The sequence below is a fragment of the Flagellimonas iocasae genome (assembly GCF_042682725.1).
Lineage (GTDB): Bacteria > Bacteroidota > Bacteroidia > Flavobacteriales > Flavobacteriaceae > Flagellimonas > Flagellimonas iocasae.
Window position 1 is genome coordinate 1,328,263 of sequence record NZ_JBHUHU010000003.1, and the last position, 16,429, is coordinate 1,344,691.

14 protein-coding genes are annotated in these 16,429 nt (G+C 43.0%); 10 read left to right on the forward strand and 4 right to left on the reverse strand.

Translation table 11 applies throughout. The features are described 5' to 3' along the window. From ACFSJE_RS13110 to ACFSJE_RS13130, 5 genes are read left to right on the forward strand one after another with little or no spacing between them, the layout of a single operon-like run. Positions 1 to 960, forward strand: a complete 960-nt coding sequence (locus ACFSJE_RS13110; protein ID WP_379831421.1) for a cbb3-type cytochrome c oxidase N-terminal domain-containing protein — start codon at positions 1 to 3, stop codon at positions 958 to 960. A gap of 51 nt (positions 961 to 1,011) precedes the next feature. Further along, positions 1,012 to 2,421, forward strand: a complete 1,410-nt coding sequence (ccoG, locus tag ACFSJE_RS13115) for a cytochrome c oxidase accessory protein CcoG (protein WP_379831422.1) — start codon at positions 1,012 to 1,014, stop codon at positions 2,419 to 2,421. 11 nt (positions 2,422 to 2,432) lie between these two features. Then, entirely contained in the window at positions 2,433 to 2,879 is a 447-nt protein-coding gene (locus ACFSJE_RS13120; RefSeq protein ID WP_379831423.1) for a FixH family protein, read from the forward strand. Positions 2,880 to 2,882: 3 nt separating this feature from the next. Continuing rightward, positions 2,883 to 3,593, forward strand: a complete 711-nt coding sequence (locus tag ACFSJE_RS13125; protein ID WP_379831424.1) for a sulfite exporter TauE/SafE family protein — start codon at positions 2,883 to 2,885, stop codon at positions 3,591 to 3,593. 12 nt (positions 3,594 to 3,605) lie between these two features. Further along, entirely contained in the window at positions 3,606 to 4,874 is a 1,269-nt protein-coding gene (locus ACFSJE_RS13130; protein ID WP_379831425.1) for an acetyl-CoA hydrolase/transferase family protein, read from the forward strand. 89 nt (positions 4,875 to 4,963) lie between these two features. Here the strand turns inward: ACFSJE_RS13130 and ACFSJE_RS13135 are convergent, their stop codons facing one another. Further along, the gene (locus tag ACFSJE_RS13135; protein WP_379831426.1) at positions 4,964 to 5,785 is read right to left on the reverse strand and encodes a universal stress protein; all 822 of its coding nucleotides are present in this window, start codon (positions 5,783 to 5,785) and stop codon (positions 4,964 to 4,966) included. A 17-nt stretch (positions 5,786 to 5,802) separates the two neighbouring features. After that, positions 5,803 to 7,161: an oxygen-independent coproporphyrinogen III oxidase gene (hemN, locus tag ACFSJE_RS13140; RefSeq protein ID WP_379831427.1), complete on the reverse strand. Its 1,359-nt coding sequence runs from the start codon at positions 7,159 to 7,161 to the stop codon at positions 5,803 to 5,805. A gap of 160 nt (positions 7,162 to 7,321) precedes the next feature. Here hemN and ACFSJE_RS13145 point away from each other — a divergent pair, with 160 nt between their 5' ends. Then, entirely contained in the window at positions 7,322 to 9,166 is a 1,845-nt protein-coding gene (locus ACFSJE_RS13145) for a glutamate-cysteine ligase family protein (protein WP_379831428.1), read from the forward strand. Beyond that, positions 9,163 to 10,353 carry a succinylglutamate desuccinylase/aspartoacylase family protein gene (locus ACFSJE_RS13150; RefSeq protein ID WP_379831429.1) on the forward strand — a complete coding sequence of 397 codons (1,191 nt, stop codon included), beginning with the start codon at positions 9,163 to 9,165 and terminating at the stop codon, positions 10,351 to 10,353. The genes ACFSJE_RS13145 and ACFSJE_RS13150 overlap by 4 nt, the downstream gene beginning before the upstream one ends. A gap of 54 nt (positions 10,354 to 10,407) precedes the next feature. Here ACFSJE_RS13150 and ACFSJE_RS13155 read toward each other — a convergent pair whose 3' ends face one another. Then, positions 10,408 to 11,133 (reverse strand): energy transducer TonB, encoded by a 726-nt coding sequence (locus tag ACFSJE_RS13155; RefSeq protein WP_379831430.1) that lies wholly within the window; start codon positions 11,131 to 11,133, stop codon positions 10,408 to 10,410. A gap of 124 nt (positions 11,134 to 11,257) precedes the next feature. Further along, positions 11,258 to 12,223, reverse strand: a complete 966-nt coding sequence (locus tag ACFSJE_RS13160) for an ROK family protein (RefSeq protein WP_379831431.1) — start codon at positions 12,221 to 12,223, stop codon at positions 11,258 to 11,260. A gap of 194 nt (positions 12,224 to 12,417) precedes the next feature. Between ACFSJE_RS13160 and ACFSJE_RS13165 the strand changes: the two genes are divergently transcribed. The 3 genes from ACFSJE_RS13165 (at position 12,418) to ACFSJE_RS13175 (ending at position 16,410) form a co-directional block, all read left to right on the forward strand. Then, positions 12,418 to 13,209, forward strand: coding sequence for a universal stress protein (locus tag ACFSJE_RS13165; protein ID WP_379831432.1), 792 nt, complete (start codon positions 12,418 to 12,420; stop codon positions 13,207 to 13,209). Positions 13,210 to 13,455: 246 nt separating this feature from the next. Next, positions 13,456 to 15,072: a phosphoenolpyruvate carboxykinase (ATP) gene (gene pckA, locus ACFSJE_RS13170; protein WP_379831433.1), complete on the forward strand. Its 1,617-nt coding sequence runs from the start codon at positions 13,456 to 13,458 to the stop codon at positions 15,070 to 15,072. A 12-nt stretch (positions 15,073 to 15,084) separates the two neighbouring features. Further along, the gene (locus ACFSJE_RS13175; protein ID WP_379831434.1) at positions 15,085 to 16,410 is read left to right on the forward strand and encodes an ATP-dependent 6-phosphofructokinase; all 1,326 of its coding nucleotides are present in this window, start codon (positions 15,085 to 15,087) and stop codon (positions 16,408 to 16,410) included. The last annotated feature ends 19 nt before the right edge of the window (positions 16,411 to 16,429 follow it).

Consider the following 16,429-nt stretch of genomic DNA (forward strand, 5'->3'; position numbering starts at 1 on the left):
ATGAGCACAAAAACACCCTGGTGGATACGCGTACCCGTACTGTTTTTCCTAATCTTCGGATTAATGGAATACTTTATCGACTCCGGTGATAAACCGGCCATCATAGAATATCCCATCACCCAGTTTTTCTTACTATTGGTGTTGATGATACTCATTGCCATAGAGCTTATTTTGGGTTCCATTGAGAACATCATGTTCCAGACCCTCACGGAAGAAGGTAAGGAGCGCTACTTGGAGGCCAAGAACAAGAAGTTCGAATGGACTTGGGCCAAAAACTTGATGAAAAAGTTGACCCGCACCAAATCCATTGAAAGGGAACAAGAGATAATCCTAGATCACAATTACGATGGCATTCGGGAATTGGATAATGTATTACCGCCATGGTGGGTGTACCTTTTCTATGCCACCATTGTATTCGGAGTGGTCTATTTGATTCGCTTCCATGTTATAGGCGAATACGACCAAGCGTTGGAGTACGAACAAGAAGTAGCAGCAGCGCAAGCGGCCATTCAGGAGTACAAAAAAACAGCTAAGGATTTGGTGGATGCCAGTACCGTTGAATATTTGTCAGATCCTGCCGATTTAAGTGCAGGAGAGAAAATTTTTCAAACTAACTGCGTGGTTTGTCACACTGCTGATGGAGGTGGAGGTATCGGCCCGAACTTAACCGACCAATACTGGATTTTGGGTGGGGGCATCAAGAATGTCTTCAATACCATTTCCGAAGGAGGTCGTGATGGTAAAGGTATGATCGCATGGAAGCAAAGCTTTAAACCTGCCGAAATTGCGCAGGTGGCCAGTTATGTGATTTCCTTGGGAGGAACCACACCAGCCAATCCAAAGGCGCCAGAGGGAGATATTTGGGTGGATCCCAACGCTCCAGCCGAGCCTGCAGGAACCGAATCGGAAACCCCAGCCACAGAACAGGTTTCAGATTCAACAGATGTAGCCATGGATTAACCCGATAAGGGTCGTCTATGGTGGATTATGAATCGATAAATTGCAAATTCGATGGAAGAGAATTTTAGGGATTCCATAGGCACAATCACAGAAGAAGGAAAACGAAATTGGATTTTTCCAAAGAAGCCCAGTGGTAGATATTACGATTATCGCAAGTATGTCAGCTACGCTCTGTTGCTCTTTTTGGTCGCTGCTCCTTTTGTAAAGATCAATGGGCACCAATTTTTGATGTTCAATGTGCTAGAACGCCGTTTCAACATCTTTGGACTTCCGTTTTGGCCCCAAGATTTTCACCTCGTGGTCATTTCTATGATCATAGGGGTCATTTTTATTGCATTGTTTACCGTGGCCTATGGTCGCATATTTTGTGGATGGATATGTCCACAGACCATTTTTTTGGAAATGGTCTTCCGTAGGATAGAATATTGGATTGATGGTGATCGTGGAGCCCAGATGCGGTTGAAAAAGGCACCTTGGAAGGGTGAAAAAATCCGGAAAAGGGTAACCAAATGGATCATCTTTTTCATCATCTCCTTTTTGATAGCCAATGTGTTCTTGGCCTATTTGATTGGGAGTGACAAGCTGATTCAATACATAACTGATGGACCCATGGCCCATTTGGGAACCATGGTGCCCCTACTGATTTTCACGGCGGTGTTCTATTTCATCTTTGCCTGGTTCAGGGAACAGGTCTGTATTATTGCCTGTCCGTATGGGAGACTGCAAGGGGTGCTGTTGGATGAAAAATCCATCGTAGTGGCCTATGACCACAAACGGGGAGAAGCTGAAAATGGCCGAAAAAAGTTCAGGAAAAATGAAGACAGGGAAGCCTTGGGACATGGAGACTGCATCGATTGTTTCCAATGTGTGAATGTCTGCCCTACGGGAATAGACATCCGGAACGGAACCCAATTGGAATGTGTAAACTGCACGGCTTGTATTGATGAGTGCGACCACATCATGGACAGTATCGATAAACCCCGAGGGTTGATTCGCTATGCAAGTGAGGCAGAGATCACCAAAAAGGAAAAGTTCAAGTTCACACCCAGAATGAAGGGGTATACCGCAGTCTTGGTGGTGCTAACAGGTATTTTGATTGGAATGTTGTTCTTGAGAAATGAAGTGGAGGCCAATATTTTACGATTGCCAGGGCAGTTGTATGAACGTAAGGAGAATAACATCATCAGTAATGTATACACCTATAAATTGGTGAACAAGACAACCAAAGATATCGAGAATGTGTCCTTTAAGCTGATGTCACATAATGGCGAAATTAAAATGGTTTCCCAGGATCAATTTACCGTCCCTGCTGAAGAACTGGCCGAAGGCACCTTGTTCATAGAGATTAACAGTTCGGCTTTGACAGGGGACAAGGATGAATTGAAAATTGGGGTGTACAGTGGTGACAAGCTTATTGAAACCACGGTAACGCAATTTTTAGCACCGAGAAGTTATAATTAAAAGGAATCAAGATGAAAATAAATTGGGGAACAGGAATCGTGTTGGCGTTTATAGGTTTCATCACCTTCATCCTATACTTTGTGTTTCGGATGAGTACTGATGATAGGGCCAACCATGATTTGGTGACTGAGGAGTATTACAAAAAGGAGTTGACGTATCAGCAAGATATTGATGCTTCCAAAACCGCAGACGAATTCAACGCAAACCTAAATGTGGAAAAATCCGAAGAAGGATTGACCATAGTTTTCCCTGAGCGTTTTGATCCCGCAAAAATTACAGGTATAGTGTCCCTTTATAGACCGTCCAACAAGCATTTGGATACTGACTTTCCCATAAGTTTGTCCAAAACACATTTGCTCATACCTGACAATCGCTTGGTGGGCGGTCGATGGGACATTACCGTAAAATGGCAGTATGAAGGTAAGACCTTTTTACACAAAGAAAAATTAGTATACTAGATCATGTTGACGTCCGCGTTGGTTCTGGGGTTATTGGGAAGCTTGCACTGCTTGGGCATGTGCGGCCCCATTGCTTTTATGCTGCCTCTGGATCATGGGAATACAGCTAAAAAGACAGGTCAACTTTTTATCTATCATGCAGGTCGATTATTGGCCTATGGTATCATTGGGGCACTGTTTGGCTTCTTGGGAAAAGGACTTTCCCTTTTTGGGATGCAGCAAAAGTTGTCCATTGCCATCGGTGTGATCATGATTGTTTTGGTTTTGATTCCTGCAAAGCATTTGAATGGACATCGATTTCTGAGACCCATTTATTCCCTTTTGGGAAAGGTGAAATCCAAATTGGGGGGAGAACTCAAAAAAAAGACCCCAGATGCCTTTTTGACGATTGGCTTCTTGAACGGATTTTTACCCTGCGGATTGGTATACATGGCTTTGTTGGGAGCGATTGCGCTGGGCTCTCCCTTGCAAGGAGGACTATACATGATGCTCTTTGGAATGGGCACCATTCCACTGATGTCATTGGCCGCCTTTTCCAAAGGAATGTTCAGTAATTCCATCAAATTTAAGATTCAGAAACTGATTCCCGTATTTGTGGTGCTCATTGGTATTTTGTTTATTGTACGTGGACTGGGATTGGGCATTCCCTATATGTCGCCCAAACCCATGCCTTCAAACTCGGTGACAGCCACCATTGAATGCCATCAACCTTAAATCTAATCTAAAATGAAAATAACATCAGCGGAAGAAGCGGTACAGATTGTAAAATCAGGAGACCGGGTCTTTTTCCAAGGCGCGGCCATGACACCCAATGAATTGATTGATGCCTTGTGCGACCGCCACAATGAACTAAAAGATGTGGAAATTATCTCCATTCATACCGAAGGAGATGCAAAATATACCAGAAAGCCTTATTGTGAGGCTTTCACCCTGAATTCATGCTTTGTAGGAGGCAATGTTCGTCCTTTTGTGAATACCTACATGGGTGATTATATTCCTGTTTTTTTGAGCGAGATACCTTGGTTGTTCGCTGATGAATATCTTCCCTTGGATGTGGCCTTTGTTCAAGTTTCACCGCCGGATAAACATGGCTATTGTTCTCTTGGGGTTTCTGTTGATGTGGCATTGCCTGCAGTACGGACAGCCAAAAAAATTGTTGCCCAAATCAACCCCAAAGTCCCAAGAACCCATGGTACCGGGATTGTCCATGTGGATGAAATTGTTTTTGCCATTGAGGTTGATAGACCCATCCACGAACATGAACCCACAGAGATTTCAGATGTGGAACACGAAATAGGCAGGCATGTGGCATCCTTGATAGAAGATGGTGCAACCCTGCAAATGGGAATCGGGAACATACCTAACGCAGTGCTATCCAATTTAAATAACCATAAAAATCTAGGGATTCATACCGAAATGTTCTCTGATGGGGTTTTGCCGTTGATTGAAAGCGGTGTTATAAACGGAAAGGAAAAGGCCGTTAAACGAGGTAAAATTGTGAGCTGTTTTGCCGTAGGCTCCCATAAACTCTACGATTTTATTGATGACAACCCCATATGTGATTTTAGGGATTCTGGGTATACCAATGATACGGCCAGAATCCGAAGAAACCCTAAAGCAACTGCAATCAACAGTGCCATTGAAATTGACCTCACCGGACAAGTTTGTGCCGATACTATTGGAGGGTACCAGTTTTCTGGAGTAGGAGGCCAAATGGACTTTATGCGCGGTGCTTCTCTTTCACCAGGGGGTAAACCCATCATTGCTATGTCGTCCACTACTAAAAAAGGACTTTCTAAAATAGTGCCCTTTTTAAAGCAAGGTGCTGGAGTTACAACCACACGTGCCCATATGCACTACGTAGCCACAGAATATGGTGTGGTAAATCTTTTCGGAAAAAACCTGCAACAACGGGCCAAAGCACTAATTTCATTAGCCCATCCTGATCATAGGGAGGCGTTGGAAAAAGAGGCTTATGATAGATTTCATGGATAGGTAATCGTAAAGAACGAAAAAGGGGAAGTAGTTAAACTACCTCCCCTTTTTTTGAATTGCACGAAACCAATCAAAAAAAATGCAACCCATCAAATTTTAAAGGTCATTACCGGTATATTGGAATGGTTGGCAATGTCCTCTCCTATACTTCCCATAAAGAAATGGGACAATCCTCTTCTGCCGTGTGTTGGTATTCCAATAATGTCGGCAGAGACTTTATCACAGTAATTGAGCACTCCTTTTTCAACGGTGTAATCGTTGTAGATTTCAACAGCTAGACCCAGTTTGGCATCATCCAAAAATTTGGAGATTTTGGTGAAGGCGTCATCGGTACTTAAAAATTCGTCCCCCGGAGTGTTGATATAGATCAACTGTAATTTGGCGCCGAGAAGTTCCGCCATTTCTGCAGCTTTTTTGAGCGCAGGAACGCTTTCTTCGGAAAAATCACAGGCAAAGACAAAGTTTTTGGGCTTAAAGCCATTCATTTCTCCTTTTATTACCAATACTGGCACGTCTGAAGTACGAACCACCCTTTCGGTGTTGGAGCCGATAAAGATTTCTTGAAGTCCATCGGTTCCATGGGAACCCATCACAACAAGGTCTGCTTTATGTTTTTCGGCAACTTCGTTCACTTCGCTGAACACCTTGTAATGTTTGATCACAGGAACAATATTGATGTCTTTCAGATACGGTTTGTCCAAAAAGTCGGCAAATCGTTTTTCACCGATTTTGATCAAATGCACCACTTGTTCTTGGGATACATAGCCAGACTCACTCATGATTGCGGGTGACAGTTCCAGCATGTGCAACACCAATAACTCGGCATTGTTTTCTTTGGCCAGGCCAGCTGCTACTTTTAGGGCGTTTTCAGATTGTTCTGAAAAATCTACCGGTACAATTATGCTTTTCATTTGTTTGTTTTTTTAGGTTAAACGGTCATGGAAAATATTCGGGTTTCTGGTTTCTTTCGATGTAGTTTCAAGTCAAAGGCCATGCTGATGTTCCGCACAAAAGGCCTTCCTTTTTCGGTTACCGAAATCGTATTCTTGCTTAGCTCCACCAATCCGTCAGATGCCATCTCTAAAAGATTTTCTATGATGCTTGCAAAATCAACGACTTCAGTTTCTTTTTCTTCCCAAGAAGTCTCAAATCGACACATTAGGTTGAGAATGTGCCTTCTTATGATTTCATCCTCTTGGTTAAGAATATGTCCCTTAAAAATAGGGATAACTCCGTGCGAAACCAAATGTTCATATTCTTCCAGACTTTTTACATTTTGGGCAAATCCATACCAGCTATCACTGATACTGGACACCCCCAAACCAATCATCAGTTGGGTCTTGGAGGAGGTGTAGCCCATAAAGTTTCGGTGTAGGGTTCCTTGAGTCAATGCAATGTGCAAATCGTCCGTGGGCAATGCAAAATGGTCCATGCCAACGTCTTTATATCCAAAATCGGTCAACATTTTTTTGCCCATTTCATACTGTGCCTTTTTCACTACGGAAGAAGGGAGGTCTGTTTCCTGATAACCCCGTTGCCCATTCCCTTTGAGCCATGGCACGTGGGCGTAGCTGTAAAAAGCTATGCGATCTGGCCGAAGGGCATTGGTCTTTTTAATGGTCTCTTCCACGTGGGAGCAATCCTGAAAGGGCAACCCATAGATAATATCATGGCCTACCGAGGTATAACCGATTTCCTTGGCCCATTCGGTCACGTTTTTTACGTTTTCAAACGGTTGGATTCGATTTATGGCACGCTGCACGGTCATGTTGTAATCTTGCACACCGAAACAGACCCTTCTGAACCCTACATCAAAAAGGGACTGTAGATGCGCTTTGGTCGTATTATTGGGATGTCCCTCAAAACTAAATTGGGCATCGTCTGCTTTTTTTCCGTGGATAAGAATCCCTTCAATCAACAATTTTAGGTGCTCTGGAGCAAAAAAGGTGGGGGTGCCACCGCCCAAATGAAGCTCTTTAATAATGGGCTTGGTGCCCAAGAGGTCCACATAGAGTTTCCATTCCTTCAATACGCTGTTGATGTAAGGAACTTCCAGTTCATGTCTTTTGGTGATGCGTTTGTGGCATCCACAAAAAGTGCACATGCTTTCACAAAAAGGCAAATGAATATACAAGCTTATCCCTTCTTTGGGATTTTCTTGAAAAGTCTTTAATACAGTCGATTTCCAGCGTTTGCCGGAAAAATCATCCAAATCCCAATACGGAACCGTTGGATAACTGGTGTACCGGGGACCCGGCACATTGTATTTCTGTACTAATTCACACATAACTCATACCATTAAATTATAAACCAAAATTAGGGGGAGGGCTCAGCATAAAACATGATAAATGTCAGTCTTAAGGAAATGGATACATGATAACTGTCATTTTTTTGGCCTAAGGAGCTTCGTAGCTTTAACATTCCTAACAAGTTCAATTTCCATAGTAATGGGAGAGCATATCATTGAAGGTAAGTTTGATGAGGAGGAACGCAAAGCGTTTGTTCAACATCTCATCGATGACATTCGGGCCCTTGAATTAATGATGATGGGGGGACTTATTGAGGACGATATCCAACGGATTGGTGCAGAGCAGGAAATGTGTCTCATCAACTGGGAGTACAGGCCGGCACCACTATCATTGGAAATCATCAGGGATATTGACGATTCTCATTTTACAACTGAGTTGGCGAGCTATAACCTCGAGATGAACCTCGACCCTGTAAAACTTGGGGAAAATTGCTTTGCAAAGGTCGAAAAGCAACTAACCGGACTTTTGGGCAAGGCAAAAACCTGTGCTGCCAAACATGATGCGAAGATTCTATTGACGGGCATACTACCCACCATCTCTAAGGATGAACTGGGGATGGATTTTATGACGCCCATTCCTCGATACTATAAAATAAATGACATTTTAAAGGCATGGCGAGGTGATGATTTTACGCTGAGAATAAAGGGTGTGGACGAATTATCGTTGCACCACGACTCTGTGCTTTTTGAAGCCTGTAACACCAGTTTTCAGCTCCATCTGCAGGTGTCGCCCGACGATTTCATAAAGAGTTACAACTGGGCCCAGGCCATAGCCGGACCTGTTTTGGGGGCTTCCTGCAATTCTCCCCTGTTGTTGGGAAAGGAACTTTGGAAGGAAACCCGTATTGCCCTTTTTCAACAAAGTCTGGACACCCGTAAATGGACCAACGCCGTGAAGGAACAAGTGGCCAGGGTTTTCTTTGGGGAGCGATGGCAAGAAGGGTCTGTGGTCCAAATTTTTAAGGAGGATGTTTCCACGCATCGCATTATTCTGACCAAGGCCATTGAGAAAAATTCGCTTCAGGTGTTGGAAGAAGGAACCATACCTAAACTTGAGGCCTTGAATCTTTTTAATGGTACGGTGTATCGGTGGAACAGGCCATGCTACGGAGTAGGTAATGGAAAGCCACATCTTCGGATTGAGAACAGGTATATTCCTTCGGGCCCATCTGTGATTGACCAAATGGCCAACTTTGCCTTTTGGGTGGGATTGATGGTGGGGCGGCCCAAAAAATTTGACAATATGCCCGCTATTATGGATTTTAGGGAGGCCAAACTCAATTTCATAAAATCGGCCATGAACGGAAGACAGACCGTTTTTACTTGGTTGGGAAGGCCAATCACCCTTAAAAAATTGGTGCTGGGCGAACTGCTTCCCATAGCCTATGATGGATTAAAAAAGGTAAATGTGGATGAAAAAGACATTCAAAATTTACTGGGAATTGTGGAGACGAGGGTTCGATTGGGCACTGGTGCGGAATGGCAAATTGGAAATTACAGGGAACTCAGAAAACAAATGAAACAAGATAGTGCGTTGGTGCAATTGACCAAGGCAATGTACACCAATCAAAGAACCAATAAACCGGTTAACGAGTGGCAATCGATCAAGGAAATTGCCAGAAAGCGGGAATCCTTTAAATGGGTGGGGCAGATCATGTCCACGAGACTTATGAAATTATATGAGGATGATTTTGCCAATCTGGCCATTTCCATCATGCAGTGGAACAATATTCATCATCTGCCTGTAGAGAACACCAAGGGTGAGTTGGTGGGACTGCTGACCTGGAGTCACATTGAGAAAATGGGTGATATCAACACAAAAGAGGCAAGAGTTTCCGATATCATGATTAAAAATGTCATAACGGTTCAGCCTAAAACTGAGATACAAACGGCCAAAAAAATGATGAAAGTGCATCAGATTGGATGTTTGCCTGTTTGTGTAGATTTTACTGTGGTGGGAATCGTTAGTAAAGTGGATTTATGATGATGTCAGAAGTTCAACATATTACCCCAAAGAAAACCATGAAAATAGAACGGATCATTGACCATTTACAGGGAACTAAAAATGGGCCAACGGTGGTTTTCTTTGCTGGAATCCATGGCAATGAACCTGCGGGAGTGTATGCCTTAAAACAGGTTTTTAGCGATTTGAGGTCTAAAAATGGTGCCGTGGCTGGCGAATTATATGCTGTGGCCGGAAACTTGGGAGCACTTAATAAGCAGGTCCGTTTTCAAACGGTGGACTTGAACCGTATCTGGTTTCCTGAGCGGATTAGTGAAATTCTTGCTAAAGAAGACATCGATATTCCAGAAGAGGAGGAATTGAAGGAGATTTACAAAGTATTAAAAGCAATTTTGGATAAGGGAACGCCCCCTTTTTATTTCATAGACCTACATACCACCTCCAGCGATACCACACCCTTTATGGTGCTCAATGATAGTTTATTGAACCGAAAATATGCATCAAACTACCCATTGCCCATTATTTTGGGGATTGAAGAATACTTGGCTGGTGCCCTGTTGAGCTATATCAACGAGTTAGGTTACGTGTCCTTGGGTTTTGAAAGTGGTCAGCACCAAAACAAACAGGCGGTTGAGAATTGTGTGGATTTCATTTGGTTTACATTACAATTGACCGGCATGATGCCTGCTTCAACTGCCCAGACAGAAGCATTGAACCATTTGAGCGAAATGGACCATAGGTTTTACGAGATATATCATCAACACACCATAGCACCCGGTGATCAATTTAAAATGTTTCCGGGGTTTATCAATTTTCAGGAAATACCAAAACGGACAGACATCGCTATAAGTAATGGCGAAGTGCTAAAAACAAAGAAGAGTAGGCAGATTTTTATGCCGTTGTACCAAGACCAAGGTGGGGAAGGGTTTTATTTCATTAGACCGATTCCTAGGTTTTTATTATGGCTGTCCAAAGAATTGCGACGTTTTAAAGTGGACCACTTATTGGTGAAGTTGCCTGGTGTTCAGTGGAAATCGGACAAAAAGGACACCTTGCTTGTGGATCAGAGGATTGCCCGGTTTTTGGCGAAATCCATTTTCCACTTGTTGGGGTACAGGGCCAGACAGTTTGATAAGACCCACTTGGTGGTCAAAAGTAGGGAAATTGCCTCACGGACCCATGAATACAAAAACACGGGTTGGTTCTAAAAAAAAGGCTCAAAATCGGATTTTGAGCCTTTTCTTCATTTTTGGTATTAATCATCAATTCATGACAAAGTTAATGGGGATACTGTACTTGACTTTTACAGGTTTTCCACGTTGTTGTCCGGGTTTAACGGTAGGAAGTGCGGCGATTATCCTTGCTGCTTCATCCTCCAATAAATGGTCGGGACCTCTTTGTTGGATGTTTGTTACATGCCCTTTGGAATCAATTACAAACTGTACGTATACCCGTCCGGTAATCTGCATTTCAAGCGCAGTTGGGGGATATTTAAAGTTGTTTTTAACGTGCTCTTGTATCTTTTCATTAAAGCAAGCTTTACGTTCGGCTTGGGTGTCATAGACCTCACAGCCAGGAAAAACAGGAACATATTCAATAACGGCAAAGGGTACGGCGATGTCTTCTTCAACCTCTTCCACATTCACATCCTCTATATTGACGATGGCATCTTCTATATAAGTTTCTTGACTACTTTCTGTACTCTCGATAACGGTTTCTTCAACCTCTTCCACATCTTCCACAATTTCTATCACATCTGGTGCAGAGGGTGGTGGAGGGGGTGGAGTGGTACGTAACATTTCGGTTATAGGAACTTCTTCTTTAAGATCATCAGTTACTTGAACAATCTCAGAAACCTTGGACTCCTCTTCATAAAACTTCACCTCCAATGATTGCCAAGTTAAAAATAGTACTGAAGTAAGGCCTATCATGAAATAAAGACTGCTATTGCGTCCTATTTCTACGTTTGGGTTCTTTTTTGGTTTCATGACTTTTACTATTTATTTGTTATAAAGATAGTTAGGTCACTAATCAAAAAACATGATAATAATCAGGTTTAAAATACCGTGTTACCCATTGAAAAACAGATTTTTAAGATGTGTTTAAAGGGTTTTAAGATGGCTTATCCTGTATTTCCCAAATAAGTGCAGCGGCACCACAAATGGCCGCGGTCTTGCCCTCCATTTTGGAATACATTAATTTTACTTTTCCCTTATAAACCTCCAGAAGATTGGCATTAAAATAACGCTCCAAGGGCTCCATGATCCATTTTCCGCTATTGGTAAGTCCGCCCATTAAAATAAATGCCTCGGGTTGGGTGAACGCCGTGAAGTTGGCCAATGCCAACCCCATGACCCTCGCGGTGTAATCAAATGCCTTTAGGGCAATCTCATCACCTTCCTCGGCAGCTTTTGTGATGTCCTCCCCATGTAGGTCGTTATAGGCAACATCCCTGAATCTGCTTTCCACCATATATTTGCTCAGCATGTACATTATGGTGCGTTTTAGTCCAGTGGCCGAAACGTAGGCTTCCAACCCTCCACGAACACCGAGTCCCGTAAGTCGGCCATCCCCCAAGGTCATATCCACATGGCCCAATTCCCCTGCAAAGCCGTCATAACCATCAATCAGCTTGCCATTGGCCACAATGCCGGCACCAAAGCCAGTGCCCAAGGTGATGACAATAAAATCCGTCATATTTTTGGCTCCGCCAAACAGCATTTCACCCAAAGCGGCAGCGCTGGCATCGTTCATAATCCGCATGGGCATGGGCATACGCTCCTTTAGCTTTTCAATGATGGGAACACTTTCCTTCCAAACAAGATTGCTGGCGTTTTCTATGGTTCCATTTTTGCTTGATGCGTTTGGAGCACCAATGCCACATCCCAAAATGTTGACCTCCTTGCCTAATTTTTGAATGAGTTCATCCGAAGTAATTTTTATTTGATCTAGGTAGTTGGTCAGGTTTGGAAAGTCCTGGGTTCTAAAAAAGGTCTGCTCAAGACATTCACCATTTTGGTCAACCAATCCTATCTTGGTTTTGGTGCCGCCAATGTCAACACCTATTACAATATCCATAGTTAAACTAGCATTCTTTTGTTGTTTTTAAATATAACCATTCTCATTTCAAAAATTAACCTTTAACACTTTTAAATAGGAAGATTTTTTGTTAATATGGTTCAAAAGTTACAAACCTGACTTCTGTCATATTTTAGGTCATGGTGCGACTCTACTTTTGAAATGGAAGTTTTGAATAATTTAAAATTTGAGGTATGAGCAATATTAAAAAAATAGTGGTCCCTTTCGATTTTTCAGAGGCATCTTTGAATGCGTTGGAGTACGTAGCCAATTTTGTGGGTCCTGATAGACCTGTAACCATTTTGGCCCTATATGTTGGTGTAATGCCAACCAGTAAAGCTGAAGAAGATGAGCTTAAAAAAGATTTTGCAAAAGTGGTGGAATCCTTCAACGTAAAATTGAAGATTACTCCAGACTTTGAAACCGCTACCGGAGATTTGATAAGTACCATCTTGAAAGTGGAAGACGAAAGCAACGCAGATTTGATTATGATGGGTACCATGGGAGACAAGATCACCGATGAAGCCATAACCAACACCTCTAGATTGGTATTGGATGCCAACTGCCCAGTAATTTCCATTCCGTATGGATGCCCTATCAAGGAACCCAAGGATATTGCCTTAGTCATGGGTGGTGAAAAAATTGAGGATAAGGAACTTTTGGCGACCCTTTTGGATATTGCTCGAACTTTTGACTCCAAGGTCCATGTGTTGACCATTTATAAAGAATCTGTATATGCGGAAGAATCTGTAGCAGATAGTACAGAAAATTTGTTGGAATACTACTTGGAGCATTTTTACGTGGAGCACACCTTCAACAAAAACCAAGATGTTGAAAAAGGTATTTTGGACTACATCAATGAAAAAAACATTGATATGTTGGCCATTTTGCCAAGAAACCACACTGAAAGAAGCACACCGTCCGAAGGACGCTTAACCAAACTTTTGACACTGCATTCAGAGATTCCTGTCTTGGCTTTGGACTGATAAAACAACCCTTATTCAATAAGTAAGCATGCTGCCACTGCTGATTATATTGAGTATTTCATTGCTGCTGTTCGTTCAGGGCAAATGCCCTACTGAAGCAGGAGTCCTAATTTTTACGCTAGTTGATTGTGGTGAATGCAACCTTCAAAATCAATTAGGGAGGGCAATTGCTCCCCACCGCTCTTTTTTGCAACACTAGTATTGGTTCCATGGATATGGAGCTTCTAACCTATAAATATAACAGACATGAGCACTACCAAAGACTTAAGCAAGTACGGATTAAAGGATGTAACAGCACACTGGAACCTGGATGCTGAAACCCTTCAAAAGATTTCAGTGGAGAAAGGGATGGGTGTGGAAACCGCGAATGGAACCCTGTGCGTTAAAACCGGAAAATTTACAGGTCGCTCTCCAAAAGACCGTTTTTTGGTGAAGGATGACTATACAAAAGACAAGGTTTGGTGGGGCCGAATCAATAAACCCATATCGCCCGAGAATTTTGATAAGCTCCATGCCGAAGTGGTAAATTACCTAAGCGGGAAGGAAGTCTATGTGCGTGATGCCTATGTCTGTGCCGAACCAAAATACCGCATGAATGTAAGGACCATCACTGAGTATCCATGGTCCAACTACTTCATTAAAAACATGTTTTTACGGTTGAATGAAAGTGAACTCGAAGACTTTGAGGAAGAATGGTTGGTGCTTTGTGCTCCTGGGTATGAAGCTCCCAATCCTACGGAAGTTGGAATACTCAGCGGTAATTTCTCCATTTTGAATTTCACCAAAAAAATAGCCTTGGTAGGGGGTTCAGCATACACCGGAGAAATGAAAAAAGGCATTTTCTCGGCGCTCAATTTAATCCTACCTATTGAAAAAGAAGTATTGCCCATGCACTGCTCGGCCAATGTGGGTGAAGCAGGTGACACGGCCATCTTCTTTGGACTTTCCGGAACAGGGAAAACAACCCTGTCGGCTGACCCAGACCGTAAATTGATAGGGGATGATGAACATGGCTGGACCAAGGAGGATACCATTTTCAATTTTGAAGGAGGATGTTATGCCAAGGTGATTGATCTTACCGAAGAAAAAGAACCCGATATTTTTAGGGCAATCCGTCCCGGAGCACTTTTGGAGAACATCGTTTTTAAGGAAGGAACCAAGGAGGTGGATTATTTCGACAGCAGTATTACCCAAAATACCAGGGTGAGTTACCCCATTGATCACATCGACAATATTCAGGTGCCTTCCTATGCCTCAAACCCAAAAAATATCTTTTTCTTGACTTGTGATGCCTTCGGAGTACTTCCCCCAGTTTCAAAATTAACACCAGGGCAAGCTGCATACCATTTTATCTCTGGGTATACCGCAAAAGTAGCAGGCACTGAAGCGGGAATCAATGAGCCTGTACCTTCGTTCTCTGCCTGTTTTGGAGAACCTTTTATGCCGTTGCATCCTGCTGTCTATGCTGAAATGTTGAGTGATAAAATGACAGCAGCTGGCGTAAATGTATGGTTACTCAACACAGGATGGAGCGGAGGGCCTTATGGTGTGGGGTCTCGGATTAAACTAAAATATACCCGTGGCATGATCTCAGCCATTTTGGAAGGAAAATTGGATGAGGTAGATTACGAGGTTCACCCTATCTTTGGGCTATATATGCCCAAGTATTGCCCAGGAGTGCCATCGGAGTTGTTGGACCCCATGAACACTTGGTTGCAAAAGGGAGCATATGTGAGTAAAGCCATTCAGTTGGCGCACTCGTTCCATCTAAATTTTGATAAGTTTGCGAGTCAGGCTTCTGAGGAAATCCTAAATGGGGGACCACTGATTGATTCGCATCACACCTTAACCGAACATTTTTAAGTATAAACCACTGTGGACAGCAAAAACCATTTTCAAATAGAGAACCTAGGACCCGCCAAATTCAAATCGCCTTTACAGCTGAGCAAGGTTAAGGGTGATAAGATTTTTAATTTCATCAGTGATGCGGACCGGTTTGTTTTTGATTTGTCCATGGAGCGATACAACCATTGTCTACAAACAGGTGAAACACCACTATGTTTGGAGAAGGCCGGGCCAAGACACGACATCTTTTTTGAGCCTGGAAATGTCTCAGCCGCTATCGTAACCTGTGGGGGTTTGTGTCCCGGAATCAATAATGTGATTCGGGGTGTGGTCATGGCGCTCCATTATTTCTATGGCATAAAACGTATCATAGGCATACCCTACGGGTATGAGGGTCTTATTCCTGAAAAAGGTCATGAATTTGTGGAACTAACACCAGATAAGGTAAAGGACATCCATCAATTTGGGGGGACTTTTTTAGGGTCTTCCCGTGGAGCCCAGGATATCTCAAAAATGGTGGATACTTTGGAAAACAACAACATCAATATGCTGTTTGCCATTGGTGGCGATGGAACCCTAAAAGGTGTCAATGCCATTGGGGAGGAAATCATGAAGCGAAATGCCAAAATTAGCGTGGTTGGGATTCCAAAAACCATTGACAACGACATCGATCTCATTGACGAATCCTTTGGATATGAAACTGCATTTGATGTGGCCAGTCCTATCCTCAGGGACGCACATAACGAGGCAACGGGAGCCTATAACGGAATCACCATCATCAAGCTTATGGGTAGGGACAGTGGTTTTATTGCTGCCTCTGCTGCTTTGGCCATGCCTGTCGTGAATTTTGTGCTTATTCCCGAAATGGATTTTACCTTGGAAGGTGAAGATGGTTTCCTTGAGGTTTTGGAACGACGTTTGGAGCAAAAGAAACATGCAGTAATTGTGGTGGCCGAAGGTGCTGGCCAGCAATTATTTGAGGATAAGAATAGGGTAAAAGATGCTTCGGGCAATATTAAGCACGAGGATATCGGGATCTTCCTTAAGGAGAAAATAGCAGCGTATTTTAAAGCCAAAGCAGCATCGGTGACCATAAAATACATCGACCCAAGTTACATTGTACGTAGTGCCCCGGCCAATTCCAGTGATAGCGTGTATTGTAGTCGTTTGGCGTATCATGCCGTTCATGGAGCCATGGCCGGAAAGACCAAATTTGTGGCCAGTAAAGTCAACAACAAATATGTGTATGTGCCTATCAGCGAGGTGACCAAAAAGCGCAAAAAGATTGATTTGGAAGGGGAGTTTTGGTTTTCGGTATTACAGAGTACGGGCCAACCTTTCTCTTTGGGGCAATAATGTATCCCAAGCTGATATT

Coding starts and splice junctions, on each gene's coding strand:
- ACFSJE_RS13110 (WP_379831421.1), top strand. CDS start 1: ATGAGCACAAAAACACCCTGGTGGATACGCGTACCCGTACTGTTTTTC.
- ccoG (WP_379831422.1), top strand. CDS start 1,012: ATGGAAGAGAATTTTAGGGATTCCATAGGCACAATCACAGAAGAAGGA.
- ACFSJE_RS13120 (WP_379831423.1), top strand. CDS start 2,433: ATGAAAATAAATTGGGGAACAGGAATCGTGTTGGCGTTTATAGGTTTC.
- ACFSJE_RS13125 (WP_379831424.1), top strand. CDS start 2,883: ATGTTGACGTCCGCGTTGGTTCTGGGGTTATTGGGAAGCTTGCACTGC.
- ACFSJE_RS13130 (WP_379831425.1), top strand. CDS start 3,606: ATGAAAATAACATCAGCGGAAGAAGCGGTACAGATTGTAAAATCAGGA.
- ACFSJE_RS13135 (WP_379831426.1), bottom strand. CDS start 5,785: ATGAAAAGCATAATTGTACCGGTAGATTTTTCAGAACAATCTGAAAAC.
- hemN (WP_379831427.1), bottom strand. CDS start 7,161: ATGTGTGAATTAGTACAGAAATACAATGTGCCGGGTCCCCGGTACACC.
- ACFSJE_RS13145 (WP_379831428.1), top strand. CDS start 7,322: ATGGGAGAGCATATCATTGAAGGTAAGTTTGATGAGGAGGAACGCAAA.
- ACFSJE_RS13150 (WP_379831429.1), top strand. CDS start 9,163: ATGATGATGTCAGAAGTTCAACATATTACCCCAAAGAAAACCATGAAA.
- ACFSJE_RS13155 (WP_379831430.1), bottom strand. CDS start 11,133: ATGAAACCAAAAAAGAACCCAAACGTAGAAATAGGACGCAATAGCAGT.
- ACFSJE_RS13160 (WP_379831431.1), bottom strand. CDS start 12,223: ATGGATATTGTAATAGGTGTTGACATTGGCGGCACCAAAACCAAGATA.
- ACFSJE_RS13165 (WP_379831432.1), top strand. CDS start 12,418: ATGAGCAATATTAAAAAAATAGTGGTCCCTTTCGATTTTTCAGAGGCA.
- pckA (WP_379831433.1), top strand. CDS start 13,456: ATGAGCACTACCAAAGACTTAAGCAAGTACGGATTAAAGGATGTAACA.